At 70.4% G+C, this 21,432-nt stretch carries 20 protein-coding genes; 8 read left to right on the top strand and 12 right to left on the bottom strand.

From position 1 onward, the window contains the following. Window positions 1–36: 36 nt before the first annotated feature. The 3 genes from JRI60_RS38080 to eutB all read left to right on the top strand — a co-directional run bounded on the left by JRI60_RS38080 (window position 37) and on the right by eutB (window position 3,870). The gene (locus JRI60_RS38080) at window positions 37–894 is read left to right on the top strand and encodes a SirB1 family protein (RefSeq protein WP_204220937.1); all 858 of its coding nucleotides are present in this window, start codon (window positions 37–39) and stop codon (window positions 892–894) included. A gap of 4 nt (window positions 895–898) precedes the next feature. Next, the gene (locus JRI60_RS38085) at window positions 899–1,459 is read left to right on the top strand and encodes an NUDIX hydrolase (RefSeq protein ID WP_204220938.1); all 561 of its coding nucleotides are present in this window, start codon (window positions 899–901) and stop codon (window positions 1,457–1,459) included. A gap of 89 nt (window positions 1,460–1,548) precedes the next feature. Continuing rightward, window positions 1,549–3,870: an ethanolamine ammonia-lyase subunit EutB gene (gene eutB, locus JRI60_RS38090; RefSeq protein WP_204220939.1), complete on the top strand. Its 2,322-nt coding sequence runs from the start codon at window positions 1,549–1,551 to the stop codon at window positions 3,868–3,870. A gap of 3 nt (window positions 3,871–3,873) precedes the next feature. Here eutB and JRI60_RS38095 read toward each other — a convergent pair whose 3' ends face one another. Then, window positions 3,874–4,863, bottom strand: a complete 990-nt coding sequence (locus tag JRI60_RS38095) for an alpha/beta hydrolase (protein WP_204220940.1) — start codon at window positions 4,861–4,863, stop codon at window positions 3,874–3,876. A gap of 241 nt (window positions 4,864–5,104) precedes the next feature. Between JRI60_RS38095 and JRI60_RS38100 the strand changes: the two genes are divergently transcribed. Together JRI60_RS38100 and JRI60_RS38105 are read left to right on the top strand one after the other, a co-directional pair. After that, window positions 5,105–5,866 carry a lysophospholipid acyltransferase family protein gene (locus JRI60_RS38100; RefSeq protein ID WP_204229264.1) on the top strand — a complete coding sequence of 254 codons (762 nt, stop codon included), beginning with the start codon at window positions 5,105–5,107 and terminating at the stop codon, window positions 5,864–5,866. Between the two features lie 3 nt (window positions 5,867–5,869). Beyond that, window positions 5,870–6,847: an SDR family oxidoreductase gene (locus tag JRI60_RS38105; RefSeq protein WP_204220941.1), complete on the top strand. Its 978-nt coding sequence runs from the start codon at window positions 5,870–5,872 to the stop codon at window positions 6,845–6,847. A gap of 3 nt (window positions 6,848–6,850) precedes the next feature. Here the strand turns inward: JRI60_RS38105 and JRI60_RS38110 are convergent, their stop codons facing one another. Together JRI60_RS38110 and JRI60_RS38115 are read right to left on the bottom strand one after the other, a co-directional pair. Continuing rightward, on the bottom strand, window positions 6,851–7,309 hold the full coding sequence (locus JRI60_RS38110; RefSeq protein WP_204220942.1) for a DUF4265 domain-containing protein: 459 nt from the start codon (window positions 7,307–7,309) through the stop codon (window positions 6,851–6,853). 9 nt (window positions 7,310–7,318) lie between these two features. Beyond that, window positions 7,319–7,774 (bottom strand): HNH endonuclease, encoded by a 456-nt coding sequence (locus tag JRI60_RS38115; RefSeq protein WP_204220943.1) that lies wholly within the window; start codon window positions 7,772–7,774, stop codon window positions 7,319–7,321. Between the two features lie 100 nt (window positions 7,775–7,874). Between JRI60_RS38115 and JRI60_RS38120 the strand changes: the two genes are divergently transcribed. Genes JRI60_RS38120 through JRI60_RS38130 form a run of 3 tightly spaced genes read left to right on the top strand, consistent with a single transcriptional unit; the run spans window position 7,875 to window position 12,347 of the window. Continuing rightward, window positions 7,875–10,163: a DUF4139 domain-containing protein gene (locus JRI60_RS38120; RefSeq protein WP_204220944.1), complete on the top strand. Its 2,289-nt coding sequence runs from the start codon at window positions 7,875–7,877 to the stop codon at window positions 10,161–10,163. Continuing rightward, window positions 10,163–11,716, top strand: a complete 1,554-nt coding sequence (locus JRI60_RS38125; protein WP_204220945.1) for a DUF4139 domain-containing protein — start codon at window positions 10,163–10,165, stop codon at window positions 11,714–11,716. Before JRI60_RS38120 ends, JRI60_RS38125 begins: the two co-directional genes overlap by 1 nt. A gap of 46 nt (window positions 11,717–11,762) precedes the next feature. Next, window positions 11,763–12,347 carry a hypothetical protein gene (locus JRI60_RS38130; protein WP_204220946.1) on the top strand — a complete coding sequence of 195 codons (585 nt, stop codon included), beginning with the start codon at window positions 11,763–11,765 and terminating at the stop codon, window positions 12,345–12,347. Here the strand turns inward: JRI60_RS38130 and JRI60_RS38135 are convergent. The 9 genes from JRI60_RS38135 to JRI60_RS38175 all read right to left on the bottom strand — a co-directional run bounded on the left by JRI60_RS38135 (window position 12,295) and on the right by JRI60_RS38175 (window position 21,220). Then, window positions 12,295–13,233 (bottom strand): MaoC family dehydratase, encoded by a 939-nt coding sequence (locus tag JRI60_RS38135; RefSeq protein ID WP_204220947.1) that lies wholly within the window; start codon window positions 13,231–13,233, stop codon window positions 12,295–12,297. The two genes, JRI60_RS38130 and JRI60_RS38135, sit on opposite strands and share 53 nt — an antisense overlap. Before the next feature lie 32 nt (window positions 13,234–13,265). Next, window positions 13,266–14,327 carry a zinc-binding dehydrogenase gene (locus tag JRI60_RS38140; protein ID WP_204220948.1) on the bottom strand — a complete coding sequence of 354 codons (1,062 nt, stop codon included), beginning with the start codon at window positions 14,325–14,327 and terminating at the stop codon, window positions 13,266–13,268. A gap of 54 nt (window positions 14,328–14,381) precedes the next feature. Continuing rightward, entirely contained in the window at window positions 14,382–15,413 is a 1,032-nt protein-coding gene (locus JRI60_RS38145) for a D-alanine--D-alanine ligase family protein (protein ID WP_204220949.1), read from the bottom strand. Window positions 15,414–15,416: 3 nt separating this feature from the next. After that, entirely contained in the window at window positions 15,417–16,487 is a 1,071-nt protein-coding gene (locus JRI60_RS38150; RefSeq protein WP_239469960.1) for a putative zinc-binding metallopeptidase, read from the bottom strand. Between the two features lie 137 nt (window positions 16,488–16,624). Further along, window positions 16,625–17,878: a hydroxymethylglutaryl-CoA synthase family protein gene (locus JRI60_RS38155; protein ID WP_204220950.1), complete on the bottom strand. Its 1,254-nt coding sequence runs from the start codon at window positions 17,876–17,878 to the stop codon at window positions 16,625–16,627. A 41-nt stretch (window positions 17,879–17,919) separates the two neighbouring features. After that, window positions 17,920–18,960, bottom strand: a complete 1,041-nt coding sequence (locus tag JRI60_RS38160; protein WP_204220951.1) for an alcohol dehydrogenase catalytic domain-containing protein — start codon at window positions 18,958–18,960, stop codon at window positions 17,920–17,922. Window positions 18,961–19,011: 51 nt separating this feature from the next. Then, window positions 19,012–19,752: a CoA-transferase subunit beta gene (locus tag JRI60_RS38165; protein WP_204220952.1), complete on the bottom strand. Its 741-nt coding sequence runs from the start codon at window positions 19,750–19,752 to the stop codon at window positions 19,012–19,014. Beyond that, a complete protein-coding gene (locus tag JRI60_RS38170) occupies window positions 19,749–20,549 on the bottom strand; it encodes a CoA transferase subunit A (RefSeq protein WP_204220953.1) in 801 nt (266 codons plus the stop codon). Before JRI60_RS38170 ends, JRI60_RS38165 begins: the two co-directional genes overlap by 4 nt. Beyond that, complete coding sequence (locus JRI60_RS38175) at window positions 20,546–21,220, bottom strand: TetR/AcrR family transcriptional regulator (protein ID WP_204220954.1); 675 nt, start codon at window positions 21,218–21,220, stop codon at window positions 20,546–20,548. The genes JRI60_RS38170 and JRI60_RS38175 overlap by 4 nt, the downstream gene beginning before the upstream one ends. Between the last annotated feature and the right edge of the window lie 212 nt (window positions 21,221–21,432).

Consider the following 21,432-nt stretch of genomic DNA (forward strand, 5'->3'; position numbering starts at 1 on the left):
TGCCGTCCGCCCCCGCCTGGGTTAGTCCTTCCCGCCGTGAGCATCACCTCGACCTTCAGCCCGTCCGTAGCCCGCGAACGCCTCGTGTCCGCGCTCGCGGCCGACCCTCCGCGGTTGGACCTGGCGGCGCTGGCCATCGCCACCATCAACCGGCCGTCCCTGGATGCCTCGGCCTACCTGCACACCCTGGACGCGCTGGCCGCCCGGGTGCAGCTGGAGATGGAGCGGGACGCGGGCCACGGCGAGGTGCTCGCCGGCCTCACCGCGCTGCGTCACGTGCTGGCGGACATCGAGGGCTTCCGCGGCAACGAGGACGACTACCAGGCCCCGGAGAACAGCTTCCTGGACCAGGTGCTGGAGCGGAAGGTGGGCCTGCCCATCACCCTCTCCGTGGTGTACCTGGAGGTGGCCCGGCGCGCCGGCATCCCCCTCTATGGTGTCCCCTTCCCCGGCCACTTCCTGGTGGCCTGCGAGACGGGGGACGACCACAAGCTGGTGGTGGACCCGTTCCACTGCGGCGAAATCCTCACCGAGGAGGGCTGCCGGGAGCTGCTGCAGCGCGTGGCGCCGCAGCTCAAGTTCAACCCCTCCATGCTGGCCCCAGCGCCCGTGGAGCTCATCACCTACCGCATGCTGTCCAACCTGCGGCGGGTGTACCTGGAGCGCGACGAGGGCGAGCGCGGCCTGGCCGTGGTGGACCTGCTGCTGATGCTGGCCCCCAACCATCCGGGCGAGCTGCGGACCCGGGCGGCGCTGCTCGCCAACCTGGGAGCCTACCGGGCGGCCCTCAAGGACGTGGAGCGCTGCCTGGAGCTGTCGCCGGACGCACCGGACAGGGATCGGCTGGAATGGACGGCTCGGGAGTTGCGCGAGCGCGCCGCGCTGTTGAACTGAGCCGATGAACCCCATCCAACCGTGGCCCCGCCTGCGCCGGGGCCTCGAGCACGACTACCGCGTCATCAAGGTCCGCCAGGACGTGGTGGCCGACCCCCGCACCGGCCACGAGCACCCCCGGGTCGTCATCGACAGCCCGGACTGGGTGAACATCATCGCGGTGACGAAGGACGAGCAGCTGGTGCTCATCCGCCAGTACCGCTTCGGCATCACCGAGACGACGCTGGAGATTCCGGGCGGCATGGTGGAGCCCGGAGAGGACCCCGCGGAGGCCGCCGCGCGCGAGCTGGAGGAGGAGACGGGGTACGTGCCGGGCCGCGTGGTGAGGCTCGGGCAGGTGCACCCCAACCCCGCCATCCAGAGCAACCGGTGCCACAGCTATCTGGCGCTCGACTGCGTGAAGGCGCACGAGGGCAGGCAGGACGCGGGCGAGGACATCGCAGTGGAGCTGCATCCCCGCTCGGCGGTGCCCCAGCTCATCCTCGGCGGCGCCATCAGCCACTCGCTGGTGGTGGTGGCCTTCTTCCTGGAGCACCTGAACGCCGGGGCCACGAGCACCCGCTGAAATTGTCGGCTGGTCAGCCGCGTTCGACCCGGACTCCCGTGACACGCATTCGGGGTGGGATTAGCCTCCTACCCCGAGGAGAGCACGCCATGGCCGAAAGCCTGACGCACCCACTCGAGGAGCCCTCGCCGCGGCTTCCCGTGGCTCCAACCCCCGACGCCGGCCCCGCGGCCGCGCACTCCCCCGAGAGCGCCCCCGGCCTCGTCTCGCTCCACGACATCCTCCCCGAGGAGGACGTGTTCGCCTACGTGACACGCCTGCGCGGCGCCTTCGAGCACCGGCTCTACCAGCAGGTCGTTGGTGCCGCAAATGAGTTCAAGGAGGGGGATGCCTCCATCGGGGTCGCCGCGGCCGACGAGGTGTCGCGCCGCAACGCCCGGGCCCTGCTCGCGCGCACGCGCATCGGGGATCTGGACGCGCACCCGCTGGTGGAGGAGCGGCTCTACTCCTACATGCAGGGCGCGCTCGACACCGAGGCCCAGGCGCGCACCGCGAGCTGGACGCTGGGCGAGCTCAAGTCCTTCCTGCTCTCCGCGAGCGAGGAGGACATCCACGAGCTCAAGGACGGGCTGAGCAGCGACACCATCGGCTGCGTGGTGAAGCTCCTGTCCAACGAGGAGCTGGCCGCCGTGGGGCGCAAGGTCTTCAACCCGCTCCCCGGCAGCAAGGTGGGCGCCAGGGGTTACCTGGGCGCGCGCATCCAGCCCAACTCGCCCACGGACCACCCGGACGACATCCGCTGGCAGGTGTTCAACGGCTGGGCCTTCGCCGTGGGGGACGTGGTGCTCGGCACCAACCCGGTGTCCTCGGCGCCCGAGTCCGTGGCCGCCGTGGAGTCCGCCCTGCACGAGATTCTGGTGACGTTCAAGCTCCAGGACGTCATGCCCCACTGCGTGCTGTCCCACGTGGACGTGCAGGCGGTGGTGGAGGCCATGCAGCCGGGCACCACCGGCATCTGGTTCCAGAGCCTGGGCAGCACCGAGGCCGCCAACCGCACCTTCGACGTCACCCTGGAGAAGATGGAGGCCCACACCGCCTCGCGCACCGGGCGCTGGGGCATGTACTTCGAGACGGGCCAGGGCGCCGACGCCACCAACGGCCATGCCGCCGGCGCGGACATGGTGGTGCACGAGTCGCGCAAGTACGGCTTCTCCCGCGCCCTCACCCAACGCGTCGCCGCCGCGCAGGCCCGCGCCGGACTCGAGCCCGCCCCCTGGGTGCACGTCAACGACGTGGCCGGCTTCATCGGCCCCGAGGTGTTCCGCACCCGCGAGCAGCTGGTGCGCTGCTGCCTCGAGGACATCGTCATGGGCAAGCTGCACGGCCTGACGATCGGCCTGGACGTCTGCTCCACCCTGCACATGGACGTGTCGCTGGACGACCTGGAGTGGTGCCAGGAGCAGCTCATGCCGGCCAACCCCGGCTACCTCATGGCCCTGCCCACCCGGAACGATCCGATGCTCAGCTACCTGACCACGGCGTTCCAGGACCACGTCCGCCTGCGCGAGAAGCACGGCTACAAGGTGGATGACCGGATGTGGGCCTTCTTCCAGCGGCTCGGCGTCATCGACGCACAGGGCCGGCCCACCGAGCACTTCGGAGACCCCGCCTGGGTGTACCTGCAGTACCGCCGCCACCAGGGCGACACACGCCCGGACGCCGACGTGCTCGCCGAGGCCTCGCGGCAGATGGCCGACGTGCGCGCCCGGGGCGTCCCCCTCGCCGTGGGCCATGGCGAGCACCCGTGGGCGCTGGAGCCCACGCTCGACCGGGAGCTGCGCCAGCTCTACGACGACGCCAAGACCGGCCTGTGGACCGACTTCTCCGCGGACTTCGTCGCGACGATTCCCGACGCCGTGCGCCTGCGCACCCGCGCCGCGGACCGCCGCGACTACATCCTCCACCCGCCCTCGGGCGAGCAGCTGGAGCCCTCCTCCGAGCGCGTGCTGGAGGCGCTGCGCGCGCGCCACGCGGGCCGCTTCAACGTGCAGCTGGCCATCTCGGACGGGCTGGACGCGCGCTCGCTCATGGACGAGGGCCACCTGCGCCCCTTCCTCACCGCGCTGCGCACCCGGCTGGAGACCGCTGGCTACCGCGTGGCCCCCGAGCACCTCGTGCTGAGCCTGGGGCGCGTGCGGGCCGGCTACCGCGCGGCGGAGCTGCTCTTCGGGGACGCGGCCCTGGAAGCCCCCCGGGCCCTCATCCACGTCGTCGGCGAGCGCCCGGGCTCCGGGCACCACAGCTTCTCCGCCTACGTCACCGCGCCCCCGGCCCGCCTCTGGGCCCGGCCGGGAGCGGTGGACCACAACATCACCCGCGTGGTGGCCGGCATCTCCGACACCAGCCTGCGGCCCGAGGCCGCGGCGGTGGAGGTGGTGCGCTTCCTCGGCGAGCTCACCTCCGCTTCCTGAGCCTCACCGCGTCACGAGGCGCAGCCACGCGTCGATCCCCGCCCAGCTCCGCTCCCGGGTGGAGTGGCCGTTGACGGCGTGCCCGGTGTCCGGGAGCGTCCGCACCACCACCCAGGGGGAGTTGGGGTAGGCCTTCGCCTCCTGGTGGGCATAGGCCGCCGACGCCAGCAGGTCCTTCTCCCCGAGCTGCACCAGCAGCGGCACGGTGATGCCCTGCACGGGGATGGACTCCGGCGAGCCCAGGACGGTCAGCAGGTCCAGGAACTGGCCGCGCGGCACGGTGTCCGCCACCTGGTTGTCGTAGGCGACGACCGACGGGTCCGTGTGCTGCGCGTCATAGAAGAGGCCTCCGCGCAGCTCGCCGGGGATGGTGATGTAGGGGCCCTGCTCCGCGAGCGCGATGAGGAGCGCGGGATCCACCGGCACCTCGTGGAGGGTGTTCAGCCAGCCCGTCATCACCACCGCCTGCGCGTCGTGGTACTGCGCCTGCGCGACGGTGGAGATGAGCGCCCCGTTGGAGTGCCCCACGTAGATGAGCGTCTCGAAGGTGTTCTTCTCCGCCGTGGCCCGCAGCCGCTGGGCCACCTGGTGCAGGGCGCTCGCCGACTGCTCCAGGTCGATGAAGTCCCCCTGCGGCCTGTCACTCTCCCCCACCCCCGGCAGGTCCAACGCGAGCACCGCGTAGTGCTGGCGGGCCATGTACCGCGCGTACGAGTAGTCCTCGCCGTTGATCTCCGGCAGGTCCCAGTACTCGTGGTTGTAGGTGATGCCGTGGGTGAGGATCTGCACCGGGCGGTTCTTCAGACTGCCCTGGTAGTAGAGGTAGCCCACCACCGTGTACGTGTGCCCGTCGGACAGCCGCACCGGGAACTCCCGCCGCTCCACCTTCACGCCCTGGGACGGCTTCGCCTCCGCCGTGCCCGGAAGCGCCAGTGCCGCCCACACTCCCAACAGCAGGGCTCCCCAGACCGCGGTGAAACGATTCGTCCTCATGTCCGACCTCCCAGTACTTCCTCGCTGCAAAGCTTGACTCCCGTGGAATTCTTGGAATCTCCAGATATTCGCGGCTGTCCGAGATATCCAATGAAAATAACTTTTCTAAGAAAACACAATGTGCGGGGAAGTATCAGGCCACATGGACGCCCATGGGGGCGGGATATCTGACACGATGGCGCGCCTCGAACCCGGAGGGGGCGTGAAGCAAGAGGACTCGGTGCAGGCCCGGTTGGATCGGATGGAGCTGCCGTTCAACGCGTACGGGGTGGACCCCTACGGCGTGTCCAAGTGGCACCTGCGCATCGTCTTCGAGGCGATGAGCTTCTTCTACCGGCAGTACTTCCGGGTGCGCTGTCACGGAATCGAAAACGTGCCGGCGCGCGGGCGGGCCATGCTGGTGGGCAACCACTCGGGCGGGGTGGCGGTGGACGGGGCGATGATCGTCACCTCGTGCTTCCTGGAGATGGAGCCGCCGAGGCTGGCGCAGGGCATGGCGGAGAAGTTCATCAACGCCATGCCGGTGGCCTCGACGTGGACGAGCCGCTGCGGCCAGTTCCCCGGCCTGCCAGAGCACGCGGTGCGGCTGCTGGAGGAGGACCGGCTGCTGATGGTCTTCCCGGAAGGCGCGCGCGGCACCGCGAAGCTCTACCCGCACCGCTACGACCTGGTGGATTTCGGCACGGGCTTCATGCGCCTGGCGCTCAAGACGCGCTCGCCCATCGTCCCGTTCGGCTTCCTGGGGGGCGGGGCCGCCATCCCCACGGTGGCCAACCTCTACGGGCTGGGACGGCTCCTCGGGGTGCCCTACGTCCCCGTGACGCCCTACCTGCTGCCACTTCCCCTCCCCGTGCCCCTGGAGATCCACTATGGCGAGCCCATGGTCTTCGAGGGCACGGGCAACGAGGATGACGTGGTCATCCAGGGCTACGTGGAGCAGGTGAAGAGCCGCATCGCGGGCATCATCGAGCAGCGCCGTCACGAGCGCTGGGAGGGGCGTTGAGCCATGAGGGTCCTCATCCTCGGCATTGGTGGAGCGGTGGCACAGCGGGTGGCGCTGGCGCTGCGGGACAAGGGGCACACGGTGCTCGGCATCGACACGCGACCGTGGGAGGACGCGCCGTCGGACATCGAGCTGCACGCGGTGGATCTGCGCAAGCGGGCGGCGGAGGACGTCTTCCGCACGCGGCGGCCCGAGGCGGTGGTGCACATGGCCACGGTGACGTCGCTGCGCGTGCAGGGCGAGGAGCGCCACCGCATCAACCTGGGCGGCACGCGCGTGGTGTTCGAGCACTGCCGGGCCTACGGGGTGAAGCACGCCGTCTTCGTGGGCCGGCACACCTTCTACGGGGCGGCGCCGGACTCGGCGCTGTACCACACGGAGGACGAGCCGCCGAAGGAGCTGGCCTCCTTCCCGGAGCTGGCGGACCTGGTGGCCGCGGACCTGTATGCGTCCACGGCGCTGTGGCGCTACCCGGAGCTGACCACGTCGGTGCTGCGCGTGTGCTACACGCTGGGGCCCTCGGCGCAGGGCACGCTGGCCACCTTCCTCCGAGGCCGGCGCGTGCCCATGGTGGCGGGGTATGATCCGCTCTTCCAGTTCATGCACGAGGACGACGTGGCGGCGGCCATCGCGCTCACGGTGGAGAAGCGCGTGCGCGGCGTCTTCAACATCGCGGGTCCGCAACCGCTGCCGCTGTCCGTCATCATCCGCCAGGCCCAGCGCCAGCCGGTGCCGCTGCCCATGATGGTGCTGCGCCAGCTCCTCGGCCGCTTCGGGCTGCCGAGGCTGCCCCCCGGAGCGCTCTACCACCTGCAATACCCCATCGTGGTGGACGCTCGCGCCTTCAAGGAGGCCACGGGCTTCGCCTACCGCTCCGACGAGGTGCAGACCATCCAGTCCTTCCTGGAGGCGCATCCCCCCCCGCGTCCACGACGGGAGGAACTCTTCGACCGGCTCGAAGCCCTGGGGGTGCTGCGATAGTCGTCAGGAGTGCTCCAGACACGCCTCCTCGTACTCCCAGTGCTCGGAGGCATCCCCCGCTTCGAGCAGGTGCCTCACCGCATCCAGGGAGACGGATGGGGGGACATCGACAGCGAACAGGTTCGGAATGTGGCTCTGCTCGGTGTCGCACCCGAGCGCCTCCAGCTGGCGCCGCAGCTCAGGGGCCTTGGAATCCTCATAGGCGATGACCCGCAGCGTGCTGTGCCCGGAGGGGCGCACGACCTCGACGAAGCCGAGCGTGCCATCGTCACGAGGCACCGCCGAGACGACGTCCTCGTAGGCGACTCCACGAGCGAAGAAGGGGATGTTGCCGAGCCGGTAGAGCCCATCGCCCAGGGGCGTGGCCCACATGCTCTCGCACGTCACGGGCGGATAACCATCCTCATCCTGCTGTAGTTCGAAGAAGACCTTGACCGAGTGCTCGGAAGCATCACCAGCCATTTCGCACCCTCATTCCTGCTTGTCGCCTTTCTTGATGTTGCAGTCACGGCATAGAACCTGGCCGTTCTCGGGGTCACCCTTACCGCCCTTGGCTTTTGGGATGACGTGGTCGACCTGTGCCTCGTTGGGCGGAGGAGTGGTGTCCTTGGTGTGCTTCTGACCTGGAACTGTCTCCACCTTGCAGTTCTCGCAGATGATCTTTCCGTCGTTCTGCGTGGCGTTCTTCTCCTTGACGAGCGACTTCCCCTTCTTCGTGAACGGAAGGCGGCTTCGATCCTTGCCGGCAATTGCTTCGACCGTGGGGTGCTGCTCCAGGCCGTCCGTCCCCGTCTCTGGCAACGATGGCCAGGAGCAAACCAGAGCACACGAAGGAATCGTATGGGTCTGGTCGGGAGCGGGGGCGAGCACCCGCACCTCGATTGAGCCCAACAGGGTGAGCAGGGCGAGCAGAAGAGACTGAATCATGGGTGGACCATAACGCACCGCATTCCGCTGTCCTGGGGGCTCGCGGTCAGGCCCCCATCCCGGCTAGCCTCCCGGTCCAGTCTCGACCGAGGGGGATTCGATGGTCGTCGTACCGTCCGTTCTGGATGCGGTCACCGTCCACGCCGAGGGCGCGCTCTGCACGCGGCTGGCGTCGGTTCCGTCCGACAACGGGAGATTTCCCGTGCAGGTGCGCATCGCCGGCCTGCCGCTGGGTCTGCGCACCGGCTCGCTCCGCGCCTCCGTGCTGAAGGGCCCCCACGGGCTCCGCGTCCGTGACATCCGCCCCGCCTTCGACGTGCGGCTGCCTCCGGAGACGGACATCCCCGCCGCGCAGCGCGCCCTGGAGGAGGCCCAGGAGAAGCTCGCCGTTGTCTCCGCCGAGCTGGAGCGGGTGCAGCGCGACATCGCGGCCCTGCAGAAGCTCAAGCCCTCCTTCCCGCCCCGCAAGAAGGAGGAGCCCTCGGAGCCGCGCGAGGCGTCGCTCACGGCCATCCTCTCGCTCGCGGGCTTCGTCGACACGGAGCTCGCCGCGCTGAACGCCCGGCATTTCGAGCTGGAGCGCCAGCAGCGTGACGCCATGGAGGAGGTGGAGCTGCGCCGGCAGCGGCTGGAGGAGGGCTCGTCCGCGGTGCGCGGTCAGCGCGCGCAGCTCTTCCGCGCGGCAGTCATCACGCTCTCGGACGTGGGCCAGACGACCGAGGGCGCGCAGCTCGCGCTCGAGTACGCGGTGCAGGGCGCCCGCTGGGTGCCGGGCTATGACCTGCGGATGCCTCGCACGCTCGATGGAGGCACGCTGCGCATGCGCGCCTCCATCATCCAGCTCACCGGCGAGGACTGGAGCAACGTGCGGCTGTCCCTCTCCACCGCGCAGCTGGAGCGGCGCGCAGAGGTGCCCGAGCTGAAGGCGCTGCGCATCGGCCGGCGCCAGCCGCCCCCGGCCCGCTCGGGCTGGCGCGAGCCTCCGCCGGGCCTCGATGAGCTCTTCGCCGGCTACGACACGGCCCGGCCCTCGGGTCCCTCTTCCCTCCCTCCGTCCGTGAAGCGCGAGCGCTCCGAGGCGCGTGAGTTCGCCATGCCTCCACCGGCCGAGCCCATGCCACGGGATGAGCGCACCACGGGCTCGATGCCCGCGCTTCCTTCCAAGCCCCAGGCCGCGCCCGCGCCACTCCGTGCGTCGCAGGCCATGCCCGCGGTGAGCGCCGCGCCCGCCCCGGGCAGACCCTCGCCCACCATGGCCGTCGGGAGGGCCTCCGCGCCCCCTCCGCCTCCGGGTGCGCCACCTGCCCGGGCGAAGTCGAGTCCCAACCTGATGAAGCGCCGCCATGTCGCGGACGAAGCGCCCATGGAGATGCTGGAGGAGGCCGAGGCGGAGGCTCCATCGCTCGACATGGGTTACGACGATGACGAGGGAGCGATGGCCGGCGGCGGCGGTGGTGCCTTCGGTGGCATGCAGCCCCCGCCCCAGCCCGCCGGGATGGAGCCGATGGTCGACCTGCTCGACTACGGCAACCTGGCGCTGGGCGCCGCCGACCAGCCCGCACGACGCGGACGCCTGATGCCCCAGCCCGAGGGCCTGTCCCGCGAGCTGCTCGTGCTGATGGGCGTACACGTGCAGGTGGACTTCTTCGCGCTCGTGGCCCAGTACGAGCGCACGGTGGCCTCCGTCCAACAGGTGGCGCCGCCCGCCTGGTCCGTGCCACCCCGTCAGTCCTCGCCACACTTCGACTACCGCTTCGACGTGGAGACGCGCGCCGAGGTGCCCTCGGATGGCGTGTGGCACACCGTGCCGGTGTTCTCCGCCCCCGTGGGGCTGAGCGCCGAGTACGTCTGCGTGCCCTCGATGGAGCCGCGCGCCTTCCGCACCGTGAAGGTGGAGAACCGCACGCCGCACGCGCTGCTCGCCGGCCCGGTGGACGTCACGCTCGGTGACGAGTTCCTCATGACCTCTCCCCTCCCCACGCTCGCGCCCGGCGCCACGCAGCGGTTGGGCCTGGGCGTCGAGGAGTCCATCAAGGTGTCGCGCAACACGCGCTTCGACGAGGCCTCCGGCGGCGTGTTCGGCGGCTCCAACGTGCTCACCCACCATGTCTGCGTCGAGCTGGCCAACCGGACGGCGCAGCGCATCTCCGTGGAGGTGCTGGAGCGCATGCCCGCCATACCCTCGGCGGAGAAGGACATCAAGGTGGAGGAGTCCGAGGTGAAGCCCGCCTGGAGCAAGCGCTCGCTCCTGCCCGGCGAGACGCCCGTGGAGGGCGAGCGGGCCTGGAAGGTGACGCTGCAGCCGGGTGAGACGCAGGCGCTGAACGCGACATGGGTCGTACGGATTCCCTCGAGCAAGATGCTCGTGGGCGGAAACCGGAGGACGTGATGAGCACCCCCATCCATCTCCCCGTCATCAAGGTCACCGTCCTCGAGGACCGCGCGTTGGTGGAGCGCGGCGGAGACGTGGTGCTGCCCGCCGGACCCCAGCGGCTGCGCGTGGAAGGGCTCTCGCCGCTCGCGGTGGACCGGTCCCTCCAGGCCCAGCTCACCGGCGGCACCGTGGCGCAGGCCCGCGTGAGCCGCATCTGGAAGGAGAAGCCCCGCGAGGGCGCTCGCGAGCGGAAGACGGAGCTGCGCCGCCGGGTGGAGGACCTGGAGGCGGAGTGGAAGCGCGCCCAGGCGGACATGCAACGGCTGCGCGCCCGGCTCGAGGTGGTGAACGTGGCCCATGAGGACGTGCTGCGCGCCATCGCCGAGCTCTCGGGTGTCGGCCGCGCGAAGCCGGAGTCCTGGCACGAGCAGCTCGAAACGGTGCGCAAGGAGTCGGCCTCCACCGAGGAGGCACTGCGCCAGTCACGCAAGCACGTGGAGGTGACGAGGCAGCGGCTGGTGGAGGCCCAGGCCACGCTCGCCCAGGGGGAGTTGCCGGAGCCGCAGCTCCTCACCTCCGCGGAGCTGGAGGCGAACCACCCCTCGGGCGGCACCGTGTCGCTGCGCGTGACGTACCTGGTGCCCTGCGCCGTGTGGCGGCCGGCGTACCGCGCCACGCTCGCCCCTTCCGAGAACGGTGAGACGGTGGCGCTCGAGTGCGAGGCCGTGGTGTGGCAGCGCACGGAGGAGGAGTGGAAGGACGTGGAGCTGCTGTTCTCCACGTCCCGCCCCACCCTGGGCGCCTCGCCTCCACGGCTGGTGGAGGACTGGCTGCGGCTGCGCGACAAGAGCGAGCAGGAGAAGCACACGGTGGAGGTGTCCGTGCGCGAGGAGGTCATCCAGACCACCGGCGAGGGCGGCGCCAGCCAGACGGAGTCCATGCCGGGCCTGGACGACGGCGGCGAGGCGCTGACGCTGCGGGCGCCCCACCGGGTGACGGTCCCCTGTGATGGCGAGCCCCACCGCGTGCCGCTGTTCCAGTTCCGCGCTCCGGCCACATCCGAGCTCATCGGCTACCCGGAGCACTCGCCGCTGGTGCACCGGGTGGCGCGCTTCGACAACACGGGGCCCTCGGTGCTGCTGGCGGGCCCGGTGGACCTGGTGCGCTCGAGCGGCTACGTGGGCCGCGCCCAGCTCAAGTTCACCGGCGTGGGCGAGCGGCTCAAGCTGGGCTTCGGCAGCGAGGACACCCTGCGAGTCGCACGGCTGGTGGACTCGAAGCAGGACACCCAGCGAATCACGGGCCGGCGCACCCGCACACACCAGGTGAAGCTCTTCCTCTCCAACACCGGCACCCGCTCCGAGAAGGTCGTCCTCGAGGAGCGCATGCCCGTCTCCGAAGTCGAGGCCGTGGAGGTCAAGCTGCTCCAGGACCAGACGAAACCCGCCCCCGCGAAGGTGAGCGAGGACGGCATCGTGCGCTTCGAGCTGGCCACCCCACCCCGCTCGCAACAGGAGCTGGCCTTCGCCTACTCTGTGGCCAGCTCCGCCAAGGTGGCGGGGCTCTGAGCCCGGGCCGCTGGCACATGCCGCGGCCCGGGAGGACACACCACACATGAACCGCTTCATCGCCGCTGCCTCGTTCTTCGTCGCCGCCCAGTCGCTCGCCGCCGAGCCTTCCGCCAGTGCCCAGGTGGAGCCGAAGGCCGCCTTCGAGCGGCTCAAGTCGCTCGCGGGTGACTGGCAGGGACAGGCGGGCCATGGGGACAAGTCGTTCCCCGCGGTCGTGACGTACAAGCTCGCGTCCAACGGCACGGTCGTGATGGAAACCCTCATGCCGGGCACGCCGCACGAGATGATCTCCATGTACCACCTCGATGGTGGCGAGCTCGTGATGACGCACTACTGCGCCGCCGGCAACCAGCCCCGGATGAAGCTGGACACCGCCGCCTCCACCAAGGACGAGCTGAAGTTCGCCTTCGTGGGCGGCACGAACCTGGATCCGGCGAAGGATGGCCACATCCACTCCGGCACGCTGAAGTTCGACGGCGCGGCGCTGCGCGCCGACTGGTCCTTCTGGGCGGGCGGCAAGGAGCAGGGTCACAACCTCTTCGACCTCAAGCGCTCCAATGCCGCCGCGGCCAGCGCTACGCCCCCGGCCGCTCCCGCCCGTCCTCAGTCGCCGGAGAAGAAGAAGTAGTCAGCAGGCCCATGACGTGCGGCTGCCCATCCTCGGACCGCACGCGGTAGGCGACACCGCCGGACGGTGCCTTCACCGTCTGGAACACCACCTTCGAGGGCAGCAGCAGCGGGCGGCGGAACTCCGACGTGAGGGTGAGGGAGGGAGCCTCCGCCGCCTCGCCCATCTCCGCCACGCAGCGGCCCACCGTCCACATGCCGTGCGCGATGGCACGCGGGAACCCGAACGGGCGCGCCGTGAGGCCGTACAGGTGGATGGGGTTGTAGTCCCCGGAGGCACGCGCATACCGCCGGCCGGTGTCCTCGGGCACCGACCAGCGCGCGGGGCGGCTGCTGGCGAAGAGCTCCTCCTCCTGGGCCAAGGCCGCCTTGGCCTCCGCGGACCGCTCCTCGCGCGGGCGCTCCTCGTTGCCCGGCAGCCGGCGCAGCATGGTCGTCACGGCCTCCCAGACGAGCACGCCCTCCGCCTCCACGCGGGTGTGCAGATCCAGCTCGCGGCCGAGCCTCACCTCGCGCTGACCCTCCACCCACGCGAGCACGGAGAGCGTGGCCCCCTCCTCCAACCGGCGGTATTGGCGGATGTGGTTGCGCACGTGAATCATCCCGAGCAGTCGATAGGGGAACTCGGGACGGTTGAGCAGCGCGAGGTGGAGCGGCGCGGCGAGCACCTGGGGATAGGCCAGTGGCAGGTGACCGTCCTCGGGGAAGCCGCACACCTCGCGGTAGAGCGCGAGCCGCCGCGGGTCCGGAGGGAGCTGACGCACGCGCACTTCCAGCCGAGGCACCTCGCCGGGGCGCGCGGGGCGGCGGGCCACGGCGGCGCGCAGGAGCTCCACGGGGAGTGGCGGAGGTTCGGCGAGCTCGAGGGCAGGCGGAGAGCTGGACACGGGAGTGACTCCTGGGGACCGCGAAGTGGAACTCAAGCGCCCGGACGCAGGACCAGGCGGATGGGATTTCCTTCCTTCTTGATGAGCCGCTCGACGCCCAGGGGGGCATCGCGCAGGGGAAGAATGTCCGAAACGGAGGAGGAGAAGTCGAGCCGGCGGAAGCGCGAGAGGTTCACCACCTGATGCAGGTGGTGCGGGAAGTAACCGTAATGGCCGCGCACCTGCAGCATGGCGTAGCAGAAGGGAACGTCCTGGCCGAGCGTCAGAGGGGCTCCGGCGAGTCCCACGAGCACCATCCGGCCCATGGGAGCGAGCACCGACTGAGCCTGCTCCCGCACCTGAGGCACGCCCGCGAGATCCAGGGCGACATCGAGACCGCGGCGGCCCGTCAGCTCCTTGATGCGCTCGCGGAAATCCGGCTGCTGGGGATCCAATGCCGCATCGGCTCCGAGCTTCAAGGCGCGCTCCCGCGCATCGGGCAGCGGGTCGATCGCCACGATGGGCGCCGCGCCGAAGGCCCGGCACAGCTGGACGGCATGCGCGCCAAGTCCACCGACACCCCAGATGCCCACGGCCTCGGCGGGCCTGAGATGGGCCGTCTCGACGATGGCGGCGTACGGCGTGGACACCGCGTCGGGAAGAATGGCCGCCTGTTCGAAGGGAAGCCCGTCGGGGACGGACACCAGCGTGTCGAAGCGCGCCAGCGCATACTCCGCCCAGCCGCCGTCGTAATCCACGCCGCGCGTCAGGATCTTCAGACACCGGCCCGTGCGGCCCACGCAGGCGGGACACCTGCCGCAGCTCTGCCCCGCCTGCAGCAGGACCCTCATGCCTGGCTGCCACATGGGAGGCACCGCCGAGCCCAGCTTCTCGATGACGCCGGAGACCTCGTGCCCCAGGGTGACGCTCGTGAAGCCCTCACGCGGCTCCAGGCGCAACGTGCCGTCGATCAGATGGATGTCCGACAGGCAGATGCCGGCGGCGTGGACCTTGATGCGCACCTCGTCCGGGCCGGGCTCCGGAATGGCCACGGTCTCCATTGCGAACTTCCGGGTCGTGAGGTCGAGACGTCCTGCGAGCATGGTGGATGGCATGACACCCTCCTTTAGCAGGCTGTCACGAGGATTCGCGCGGCCGTAATGGCCCCGTTACGGTCCTGTCTCCACGGAGTCCTCCACGGGCACGGCATGGGGCTTCCCGCGCCCCAGGCCATGACGCCGCGCGGCCACCTCGACGATGTGCTGGATGAGCTTCGGGTAGGACAGGCCGATCTCCCGGGCGCCGAGCGCCACCTCGCACTGGGCCTCGAGATACGGATTGGGGTTCACCTCGAGCAGGTAGGGCTCGTTGGTGTGCTTGGACACGCGGAAGTCGATGCGCGCGTAGTCGCGCAACTTGAGCGCGCGAAAGGCCGTCACCGCGGCCCGCTCGATGCGGCCCCGCAGCTCGTCCGACAGGTCATGCGGCATGACGAGCCGGGGACTGCCGGGCGCCTCCGGCGCGAACTTCACCTCCCGGTCGGCGATCTTCATCCGCTTGCGGCTCCACTTCTTCCCGAAGTCCAGCTCCACCGGCGGGAGCACCTGGGGATGGGCATGGTCGCCCAGCACCCCCACGTAGATCTCCCGCCCCTCGATGAACTCCTCCGCGAGCGCCTCGTCGTCGTACTCCTCGTGGATCTTCCGCACCCGGCGCGCCAGCCCCTCCATGTCCTTCTCCACGCCCAGGCCCATGGAGGCATCCGAGCGGGCCGGCTTCACGATGAGCGGGAAGGACAGGTCCCCACTCGTCTGGAACGAGGAGCCATCGAAGGTGGCGAAGCGCGGGGTGAGCACCCCGTGGAACTGGAGGAGCTGCTTGGCCAGGATCTTGTCCTGCGCGAGCAGCAGGCCCGCCGTCGCCGAGCCGGTGAAGGGCACGCGCGCCAGTTCCAGCACGGCGGCGACGTTCACCTCCAGCCGGTAGTCCTCCGCGAAGGTCTCGCAGATGTTGAAGACGAGGTCGCATCGGGACCGGGTCACCTGCCGCACCAGGTCCGTGATGCTCTCGTCCACGGCGATGCCCACCGGGGTGTGCCCGGCATCCTGGAGCGCGGCGCTCACCTGGGCCACCACGGGGTCGGGCGGTTCGCCCTGGGGCTGGTAGTGGAGAACCGCGATGCGCAAGGGTCGCAGGGCCATGGTTCAGTCCTCGAAGAAGCGGTCGGTGTAGAGGTAGTTCATGGCCAGTACCGTCACGAGCGAAGTGAGCTGGACGGCCGCCTCCCGGCTGTCATCGGGATGGAGGGTGAGGCCGAGCGCCGCGGTCCGTTCGGCCAGGTGGTCGAGCAGCGCGCGCACGGCGCCCCGGCTCACGCCCGAGTACTGGCTCACCGAGGAGAGCAGACGCTGGCGCTCGGCCTGGATGAGCGTCTCCGCGCGTACGGGCGCCTCCCCCGGGCCATAGAAGATGTCCGCCAGGATGTGGTCGAAGGCGTTGCGCAGCTCGACATCCACCTTCTCGTCCAGCTCGCGCTGGCGGTAGTGGTCGAGGACGGTGCCCTCCATCTCCTCGGTGGTGAAGTCCGGCTCGGCGAGCTGCACGAGGGGCGGCTTCCGGCCGAGCCGCGCCATGGTCTCCTCCACGTACTGGAGTTTCCGGAGGGCGCCCCAGCCCTGGTACTGCTTGCGCCAGTCGATGTTGGGGGTGAGCCACACCGCGAAGGTCTCGGCGAAGTCCTCGTCCGGGTGCTTCTGGGCGTACCAGCCGGAGATGTGCAGCACGTAGCGGCGCGAGAAGGGCTGCGGCTTGTAGTTGTCGCGGTAGGGCCGCGAGTAGTCGCCGAACACGCGCAGCCACTCGTCCGTCTCGTAGAGCCGGTAGGCGTAGTTGATGGCGTGGCCCGCCTCGTGACGGAGGTACATGAGGATCTCCGCCTCGCTCTCCACGCCTCCGCCCAGCTCCGCCTCGATGGAGTGCAAGCCCGGGTCCGCCAGGTAGAACGGCAGGCCGATGACCGGGACGCCCGAGGGGCAGCCCCACTCGTCCGACAGGTAGCACTGGGGTTTGAAGGAGATGCCCTTCGCCTCGAGCTCCGCGTGGAGCTGCGCGATGTGCCGCTCGAGCGGCGTGCCCGCCAGACGCAGCGAGAGATCCTTGATGCGCGCCTGGAGCAGTGCCTCGCGCTGGGAGGAGAGCTTCCCGCGACCCTCACCGTGCTCGGTGGGGTGCTTCTCTCGCATCACCAGCAGGTCGGACTGGGGTGGTTGCATCATGACCTTCCTAGGTAAGAACCGCGTCCCAGGAAGGACAGACGTCACGGCCGTAGGACCAGGCGGCGGAGCGAGCGCCCGGGTGTCCCCTCGCGGTTCGGCACCGCTTGGAACAGCCCGGACGCTTCAGCCCACCCCGGTCAACCCGCGGCGTAGATGCGGCGGTGCTCGCGGATCTCCGCGAGGCGGAACTCGCCCGGTGCCGGGGCCAGCTGCTCCGGCGCGTCCGAGGACAGCCGCATGATGCGCTCGTACTCCTCCACGGAGACGCGCTCGCGGCGCGCGAGCACCGCCTCCACGTCCGTCTGGGCCATCCGCCGCGCGGCGCCCTCGCCCACCACGCCCGAGTAGAACTCCGCGGCGCAGCCACTGCCGTAGGACAGCAGACCGATGCGCTTGCCGGCCAGCGCGGCGCTCTCGCCGTTCAACAGGCCCGCGAGCGCCAGGTACAGCGAGGCGGTGTACACGTTGCCGATGCGGGCGTTGAGGCCCAGCGACGATGCCACCTGCGCCTCGTAGCTGGCGGAGGACTTCGCCGCCTCCTCGCGCGCCGCCGGGGTGCTGTCCCGGGTGCCCGGCGCGTCCTCCAGGTCGCACAGCCGCAGCTGCGTGTGCGCCTTGCGCGCCATCTTGCAGAAGGGCACGTGGTACAGGATGCGCTCGAGCTGCTCGCCCGGAAGCTTCTCACCCCAGCGCACCACCTCGTGCGCCAGCGCGCGCTCGCGCCAGCCACGGTACGCGCCCGAGAGCGCGTCCAGGTAGCAGCTGATGGAGTAGTGCCCGTCCACCACCGCCTCCCGCCGGCCGAGCGGCCGCCAGAAGTCATACACATCCATGGAGCAGGCGCCGTTCAGCCCGAGGTCCACGGCGAGCAGGTCCGGCTGCTCCGACACGAGCAGGGCCACCGCGCCGCCGCCCTGGGTGGGCTCGCCCGCGGTGTTCAGCCCGTAGCGGGCGATGTCCGAACAGATGACGATGGCCGAGCGGCCCGCCGCCGCGCCGGAGGCGATCCACTCGGTGGCCGCCATCAGTCCCGCGGTGCCGCCGTAGCAGGCGTGCTGGGTGTCGAAGGTGCGCATCGTGCGCGGCAGCTTCAGCAGGCCCTGGACGTGCGAGGCCACCGGCTTCGAGTGGTCCACGCCCGTCTCGGTGCCCACCACCAGCATGCCCAGGCGGGACGGGTCCACGCCGTTGCGCTGGATGAGGCGGGCCGCGGCGGTCGCGGCGAGCGACACGGAGTCCTCTCCCGGATCCGCCACCGCCATCTCCTTCGCCCCGAGGCCCGCCGTGTACTTGGCGGGATCCACGCCGCGCGCCCGGGCGAGATCCTCGATGTCCACGTAGCGACGGGGTACGGCGATGGCCAGCGCTTCGATTCCAACCTGCTTCTTCATGGGAAAAGCTCCTCGCGTCCTGCTCGAGTGGGAAAGGGGGCTCACTGCACGTCGGGGGGAACCAGCACCAGCCGGCCCGCGATCTCGCGGTTCTCCAGCCGGAAGTGCGCCCGCCCGGCCTCGGCCAGCGGCACCGACTCCGCCACGAAGGGACGGATCTTCCCGTCGGCCACCAGCTGGAGCGACTCGTCCAGCTCCTGGCGCGTGGTGGCGTAGGCCCCGAGGATCTCCAGCTCCTTCACGATGACCAGGCCCGGGTTGAGATCCACCGTGCCCGTCTCCAGGTTGCCCACCACCACCACCCGGCCGCCCGGCGCCATCGCCTTGAGCGTCTGCCCGAAGGTGGCGCTACCGACGATCTCGATGGCCACGTTGACGCCCTCGCCCCCCGTGCGCTTGCGCGCCTCGGACGCGAACTCCAGCCCGCGCGAGACGATGACCTCGTCCGCTCCCGCCTCGCGCAGGGCCGCCACCTTGGCCTCGCCCGACGTCACCGCGATGACGCGCGCCCCGTCCAGCTTCGCCAGCTGCACCGCCGCGAGCCCCACGCCACCGCTGGCGCCGGTGATGAGCACCGTCTCGCCATCACGCACCCGGCCGCGCGTCCGCACCGTGTGCACGGCCGTGCCCAGGGTGCAGCACACCGTGGCCGCCACCGGCCAGGGCAGGTTCGCCGGCACCCGGCCCAGGCCCGCCACCGGCGCCGTCATGTACTGCGCATAGCCGCCGGAGATCTCCTCTCCGAAAAAGCGGTTGTCCTTCTTGCACAGGCTGTTGCGGCCGCTCTTGCACAGCGCGCACTCGCCGCACGAGAGCCGCTGGAGCGTGGCCACCCGGTCTCCCACCTTCCAGCCCGGCGTGTCCGGACCCACCTCCACCACCTCGCCCGCGGCCTCGTGGCCGAGGATGGCAGGCACGTGCGTGCGCGGCAGGTTGCCCCGGCGGTTGATGACGTCGTGGTAGCAGACACCACAGGCATGGACTCGGATGAGCACCTCGCCACGGCCCGGACGCGGGTCGGGCATGTTCTCCATGCGCAGATTGCTCGCCTCACCAAATTCACGCAGAACGACGGCCTTCATCCGGGAACTCCCAGGCTGGAACGACAGACAGAGAATGGAAAACGAAAGGGCTCAGGCCCCCACGAGCTGATCGCGGAGACCTCGGGAATCGATCGCCCGGATCGCCGCGAGGGTGCGCGCGTCCGGAAGCGGGGTGACGGGCACCGACTCCTCCACCTGGAAGGAGAAGCCCGTGCGCTCGCTGATGGTGTCGAGCGTCGCCCAGGGGTGACGGGACAGCAGCCGGGCCCCGCCGGCCCCGACCTCGAAGACTCCGAGGTCCGAGATGATCTTCACCGGGCGGCTATCGTCGCGCGTGGTGGCCACCTGCACCTCGGGCACGAGGTTGCGCTTGGACTGGCGCGGCACCACCAGCACCGGCCGGCGCACCCAGCGCCGCAGCGTGGCCGCACCCGCCACACCGGGGAACTTGGTCCGGGGCTTCTCCAGGCTCCCCGAGGCGGTCATGTTCGTCCGCCCCAGGGCATCCACCTCGGCGGCACCGAAGAAGACGGTGTCCACCCTGCCCCGCCGCGCGTGGTCGAAGAGGTCCGGGATGGTGATCTCCGCCGAGCGCCCATCCAGGTAGCCCAGGTCCTCGGACGAGGGCAGCAGGCTGGGCAGGTCCGGATCCAACGAGCCGACACACGCCAGGTACGTCAGCCCCGGCGCGTGCGTGGCCCGGGCCACGGCGATGGCGAGGATGGCCAGCGGCGAGGCCACGCCCGTGGCCACCACGGCGTCGTCCTCGATCTCCTGGGCCAGCAGCGAGACCACCACCTCGGCGGGGGTCGCGGAAGTCTCGGCGCTCATGCCGCGCTCCTGCGCTGGAGGATGGAGTTCAGGAACTCCTGCTCGCGTCCGGCCTCGGCCAGCGCGAGGTAGCTCGCCAGCATCTCGTCATCGTGCGGGTACAGCCCGACGCAGCCCGTGGGCAGCGCCCCCTGACGCGCCAGCGCGACGCGCTCCACCTGGAAGCCGGGGATCGTCACCCGGGGCAGCTTGGACACGCGCTCCTCGGCCGTCGCCAGCACCCGGCGGGCCGCACCCGCCACCAGCAGGTCCGTCGTGGGGTCCTCGATATAGAGGTTGCCCCGCTCGTCCGCGGCGCGCGCATGCACCAGCGCCACGTCCGGATAGAAGGCCGGCTCCACGGGGACCGGCTGCCCGGTGAACGGGTCCACGACCATCTGGAGCGGCTCGGCCCGGGACAGCTCGGACACGTCCGCGTCCGGCGCCGGGATGAAGGGCAGCCCCATGGACGCCGCGCGCAGCCGCTGCACGACGCGGTAGCCGTCATGCTCGCGCCAGGCGATACGGCCCTGCTCGATGGCCCGCTTGAGGCACGGCATGGGGCGCACCCGGCCCTCCAGGTTCAGCGCCCCGAATGGCAGTTCCACCCGCGACAGGCACCCGCCCGCCACCAGGAACTCGGCCGGCAGCGGGTTGGGCAGCGAGATGAGCTTGAGGTCCTTGCGGCCCTGGGCGATCAGCTCCAGCACCATCGCCATGGGCGCGCGGCCCAGCATGAAGCCACCCATGGCCAGCCACGCCCCGTCCGGGATGGAGGCCACCACCTCCGACAGCGAGCCCCAACGCGCGGACTTCATGACTCACCTCCCACCACGGTGGGGGGCACGAGCGACAGCACGGGCGCCTCCCCCGGAGCCGGAACCGGCAGCGTCCCCGCGGGAGCCACCACCCCGTTGAAGAGCAGGTCCACCATGCCCTCGGCGATCTGCTGCACCGACAGCCGCCCATCGGGCTGGAACCACTTGTAGATCCACAGCACCATCCCGAGGAACGCGAACGCGGCCACGGTGGGCTGCACGGGGCGGGCACGCCCCACGCGCACCGCCTCGGAGAACGAGTCCTCCAGGAACCGCACGTAGCGCTTCTTGCGGCCGTCGATGAAGGCCCGGGCCTCGCCGGTGAGCGTGGCGTGCTCGTGGAGGATGATGATAACCTCCTTGCTGAACCCGCACGTCACCAGCTCGATGTTCAGCCGCATGCACTCGCGCAGCCGCTCGATGGGATCCGGAATGTCGCGCACCTTCTCGAGCACCTGCCCCTCGAAGGCGTCCATCCCGTAGCTCATGATGTCGAAGAGCAGCTGCTCCTTGTTCTGCACGTGGTGGTAGAGCCCCGCCTTCGTCATCCGGCACGCGGCGGCGATCTCCTGCATGGAGGTGCCCTCGTAACCGCGCTCGCAGATGAGGCGCGCGGCCGTCTCCATGATGGCCCGGTAGCGCTCGTCCCGTTTCTGCCCCGAATGCGTCACGTGTCGTCCCTTCCGGCCGGTCACTCGGTTCCCTGTCGACCCTCGACCTACCGACCGGTCGGTAACGTCGCCGAAGTGACACGGCGGGTCAAGGGAAAATCCGCTGTAAGGCGAAGTAGGAGCCCGCCTCCCCAGCGAGCGGACCGGAGAGGGCCGGCTGCGGCGCGCACGAGCAGGTGCCCACCTTGGTGGCGCCACGTGCCCCTGAGGAG

This window comes from Archangium violaceum (assembly GCF_016887565.1).
GTDB classification, from domain to species: Bacteria; Myxococcota; Myxococcia; order Myxococcales; family Myxococcaceae; genus Archangium; species Archangium violaceum_B.